General features: G+C 57.8%; 4 protein-coding genes. 1 reads left to right on the top strand and 3 read right to left on the bottom strand.

From position 1 onward, the window contains the following. Nucleotides 1-228, top strand: a 228-nt coding sequence (locus ACOSYY_RS14610) for a hypothetical protein (RefSeq protein ID WP_421663260.1), incomplete at its 5' end; no start/stop codon positions are given. Between the two features lie 209 nt (nucleotides 229-437). Here the strand turns inward: ACOSYY_RS14610 and ACOSYY_RS14605 are convergent. From ACOSYY_RS14605 to ACOSYY_RS14595, 3 genes are all read right to left on the bottom strand, one after another. Then, nucleotides 438-1,649 carry an endonuclease/exonuclease/phosphatase family protein gene (locus ACOSYY_RS14605; protein WP_421663259.1) on the bottom strand — a complete coding sequence of 404 codons (1,212 nt, stop codon included), beginning with the start codon at nucleotides 1,647-1,649 and terminating at the stop codon, nucleotides 438-440. Nucleotides 1,650-1,673: 24 nt separating this feature from the next. Beyond that, on the bottom strand, nucleotides 1,674-2,840 hold the full coding sequence (locus ACOSYY_RS14600; protein WP_421663258.1) for a zinc-dependent alcohol dehydrogenase: 1,167 nt from the start codon (nucleotides 2,838-2,840) through the stop codon (nucleotides 1,674-1,676). Nucleotides 2,841-2,917: 77 nt separating this feature from the next. Further along, nucleotides 2,918-3,961, bottom strand: a complete 1,044-nt coding sequence (locus ACOSYY_RS14595; protein ID WP_421663257.1) for an SRPBCC family protein — start codon at nucleotides 3,959-3,961, stop codon at nucleotides 2,918-2,920. Nucleotides 3,962-4,055: the final 94 nt, after the last annotated feature.

Genomic DNA, 4,055 nt, shown 5'->3' with positions numbered 1-4,055 from the left:
CCAGTGGGTGAAGAAGACTGCCCGCGGCTTCCGCAATGTCGAGCATTTCAAAACCGCGATCTATTTCCATTGTGGAAGATTGGATCTCTATCCAACCCACACAAAAACCTGAAGAGCCAGTTTAACTATGCCGGGTTCGACTTCTCGCAGCTTCAAGGCACCACGGCCGGCGTCGAAGGCAACTACAAGGCGAGCCATTTCGTGGGAGGGCTGGCGGTGCATTTTTAGGAATGACCGGAATGTTCTGTATGATCGTGTAGACATAAGAAACTATCTCAAATTTGATTTTGCACGACGTCGTCCTCGTGCATCTCTGCGGTCTGCAATGAAGCTCCCCGCAGCAAAGCTGCGGGGTATCACAGAACTAAACATACGGATGTGTCGGAGGTCCTCTCGAGGTCGCCCTTGTCCGCGTGAAGAGAGGCGTCTTGGTGTGGTCAACACTGCGTCGGGTCGAGGATATAGGTGTTCATGACACCGTAGTGATCGGATGCGGGTTTAGCTACAACAGCTGCCGGTGTTCCGAGTAGTTCCTGCCGGAGACACTCTTGAGGGATGTTGGGTGGTTTGCCCATGTGAAACAGATAATCGATCCGTCTCGCCTGGCCCATGCCTCTCCGATAGCCCTCGGCAATCCGCTGTCGTTCTTCTTCTGAAAGACCGGTCATCGCCCCGCGAAGCGCGCGAGGCAATGCGGCTTCTTCGTGGCCGACGAGCGGATTGCGCATAGGATCGTAGCTGTATTCGTAATTGCTTATGTTTGGGATGGTGTAGGTATCTCTCAGTCCCGCCTGCCGCAACGCGCGGTACTCGAGGGAATCCGGCTCAAAATTGAAGTCCCCGCCGACGATCACTCCAAGATACCTCTCATTCTCGGCGTGAAGCCTCGACAATTCCTTGACCAGCACACGGATCTCGCCGAGTCGTCTGTTCTGATCCTCTTCCAACGCTGCCACGAAGTCTTGCAACACCTCACGCCGCAACTCTCCCTGTTCCTCGGCGTCGGCTATTCTCCGGAGGAAATAGGAGGTTCGTTCGATGCCGGAGTGCAAGTGCACGCTGACCGCAAGAAGCTTGTTGCCCGTGGTAGGATTTTCAACTTCCGCGATGAGCGCGTACCGAAGCTCACCCAGTTGCAGTCCAAAGAAATCGCCACAACCTCCGAGCCCCCCACTGAGCTTGAGCCCCGCAACCTTCCGAAGCCGCAGCGGCGCTTTGGCCAGAATGGCCATGCCGTTATTCAACCCCGGTATGATCCTCAATCCGAACAGCCGAATGCCGCAGGCATCCGCTTGATGCACCTCGGTGTACTGACTACCCGATGTTGTCAGTGCCGTCACATACGCGTCGGCTTTCTCAGGTAAGGGGTTGACCTCTTGAAGCAGCAGCACGTCAGGTTGAGCCAAGGACAGTTTGCGGGCTTGCAAATTGAACCGTGTCCTCTGCTCTTCCTTTGATTCGGCGGGGCCGACAGACCACCCGCTTACTTCAAGCCCGTGTAGGACATTGTAGGTCAACACGCTGAGCCGCTCGATGCGCGTGGCGGTCGTGACAGGTTTCCCCGGAGCGGGGCGCTCAACATGCGTGCAAGCCGCCAAGACAGCGCTCGCGAGAACCACTGAGATACGAATAGGCGCACGTCGCATCATCAGTGGATCATCGCATCCATCCCACTACGGCGTCATCACGATTTTGATGCAGCCATCCTGTTTACGATTGAATATGTCGAACCCCTTAGGAGCATCGGACAGCTTCATATGATGCGTGACGACGAAGGTGGGGTCGATGTCGCCGCGGGCGATGCGATCGAGCAGCGGCTTGAAATAGCGTTGCGCATGCGTTTGCCCTGTCTTGATGGTCAGCGCCTTGTTCATGACCGCTCCCATCGGGACTTTATCGATCAAGCCGCCATACACGCCCGGGACGGATACCGTTCCGCCCTTGCGGCAAGCCATAATCGCCTGCCGCAAAGCGATCGGCCGATCGGACTCGGACATCACCGCTTGCTTCATACGATCGTAGTAGTACAAGGGTCCCGGCATGTGCGCTTCCAACCCCACGGCGTCCATGCAGGAGTCCGGGCCTCGGCCACCGGTCAGCTGCATCAACGTGTCATAGACATCCGTTTCTTCGTAGTCGATCGTCTCGGCGCCACCTTCGCGAGCCATCTTCAGACGTTCTGGGAAACGGTCGATGGCGATTACTCGCTCCGCGCCAAGGAGGAACGCACTGCGGATCGCGAACTGGCCTACCGGTCCACATCCCCATATAGCGACTGTGTCGCCTGGCTGAATGTTGCATTGTTCAGCGGCCATATAGCCGGTCGGAAAAATATCGGAGAGAAACAGCACCTGTTCGTCGGAGAAGCCGTTCTCTATTTTGACCGTGCCGACATCGGCGAAGGGCACACGCACGTATTCGGCCTGACCACCGGCAAAGCCACCAATCAAGTGGGAGTACCCGAAGATGCCGGCCGGCGAATGGCCGAAGAGCTTCTCCGCCATCCAGGCGTTGGGATTGGAATTCTCGCAGAGCGAATAGAGTTCCTTTTTGCAGAAAAAGCACTCTCCGCAGGAAATAGGGAACGCCACGACGACACGATCGCCGACGCGGCGTTGCTTGACCTCGGGACCGACCTCGACGATCTCACCCATGAACTCGTGGCCCATGATGTCGCCCTTCTCCATCGCCGGCATGAAACCGTTATACAGGTGCAGTTCCGAGCCGCAGATGGCTGTCGAGGTGACTTTGATGATGGCGTCCCGTCTGTTGAGGATCTTTGGGTCCGGCACATCCAACACCCGCATGTCTTGCTTGCCGTACCAACAGTTGGCTTTCATCGTGCTCTCCTCAGTGCTGTGTCCTGAGTGCTGCGTGCTGAGTCTCGACCCGAAACTTCAAGGCTCAGGACTCAGAACTACGGTTTCATCGCGCTGTCGTACTTCCACGACGTGCTCTCGGCTCGTCCCGCCGGTTGTCCCTCCGTCGTGATGACTTCTCCTGTTTCCATCACCTGTTTGAACCGGCGCAGATCCATCTTCACTGTTTGATTCGGATCTTCACTGAACCAAGCGGCGACGGCGGAACCGACTGTCCCCAACGGAGGCCTATAGTGCATATCCACTGTGACGATCGTGCCCCGGTCCCCTGTAGCCGGCTCAAATCGGATCGAACCCGCATGGTCGACTTCCGAACCCTCCACCGACCGCCAGGTAATGAGTTCGTCCGGCCGATCGTCAGTGATCTCGGCATCCCACTCGACCGTCGAACCGGCCGGACCTTTTGCGACCCAATGCGACCGGCGCTCGCTGATGATGTTCACCACCTTTAAGTGATTCATAAATTTCCGCAAATTGGTAAAGTCGCGCCAGTACCGGTACAGCTCATCGGGTTTGCGATTGATCGTCAATGTCACCGTGAGCGGGATGGCGCCGTTCCTGGTCTGGATACCACGGCTCAATTGCTGCGCGGTGATCATATCCAATAATGTCGCGCCCGCCACGGCTGCGGCCGCCCACGCCACCCGTCCGCGATTCGAGCGATTCGACGTGAATGCGGCGCCCAAGCAGGCCAGATCGATCGCATCTCCGGCCACCCTCGACCAGACCGCTGTCGCCGGCGCGCGCTGTGTCAGAATGCCGACTCCGCTGGCGACCTCACGCAATCCCATGGCACGAACCAATCCATCGTATTCCGGTGGCGCGCCGATCATCCGCGCGAGCCGGCGCGGCGCCATCAACTCCGCTAATCCCAGTCCGATCCCGAATAGGCCGAGCCCATACGCCCACACTTCCTCTTGGGTCAGACGGCCGTTCGCCGGTTCGTTTCCGTATTCAGGACGGCGCCGGGTACGTTCAGATACGACGCGTCTTGCCGGAGCGATCCTCCCTCCACCGTCTTCCTCGTTTTTTCGATTTGTCTTCCGTTTCAATTTTGCGCGCTCCGCCTGTTGTGCAGCCATACCGTTACCTCCATCCGTCTATAGGTTCGATCCTCGCTCAGCATCGCTTGTGCTTCATGCCGCGGCTTCCAGCAGACTCCGACATCATGCGACG

The sequence above is a fragment of the Nitrospira sp. BLG_2 genome (assembly GCF_049222245.1).
This window is presented reverse-complemented; position numbering and strand designations above follow the sequence as displayed.

What these genes read in the sequence shown, in the direction of transcription:
- ACOSYY_RS14605 (WP_421663259.1), bottom strand. Translation starts at nt 1,649, where the DNA reads ATGATGCGACGTGCGCCTATTCGTATCTCAGTGGTTCTCGCGAGCGCT.
- ACOSYY_RS14600 (WP_421663258.1), bottom strand. Translation starts at nt 2,840, where the DNA reads ATGAAAGCCAACTGTTGGTACGGCAAGCAAGACATGCGGGTGTTGGAT.
- ACOSYY_RS14595 (WP_421663257.1), bottom strand. Translation starts at nt 3,961, where the DNA reads ATGGCTGCACAACAGGCGGAGCGCGCAAAATTGAAACGGAAGACAAAT.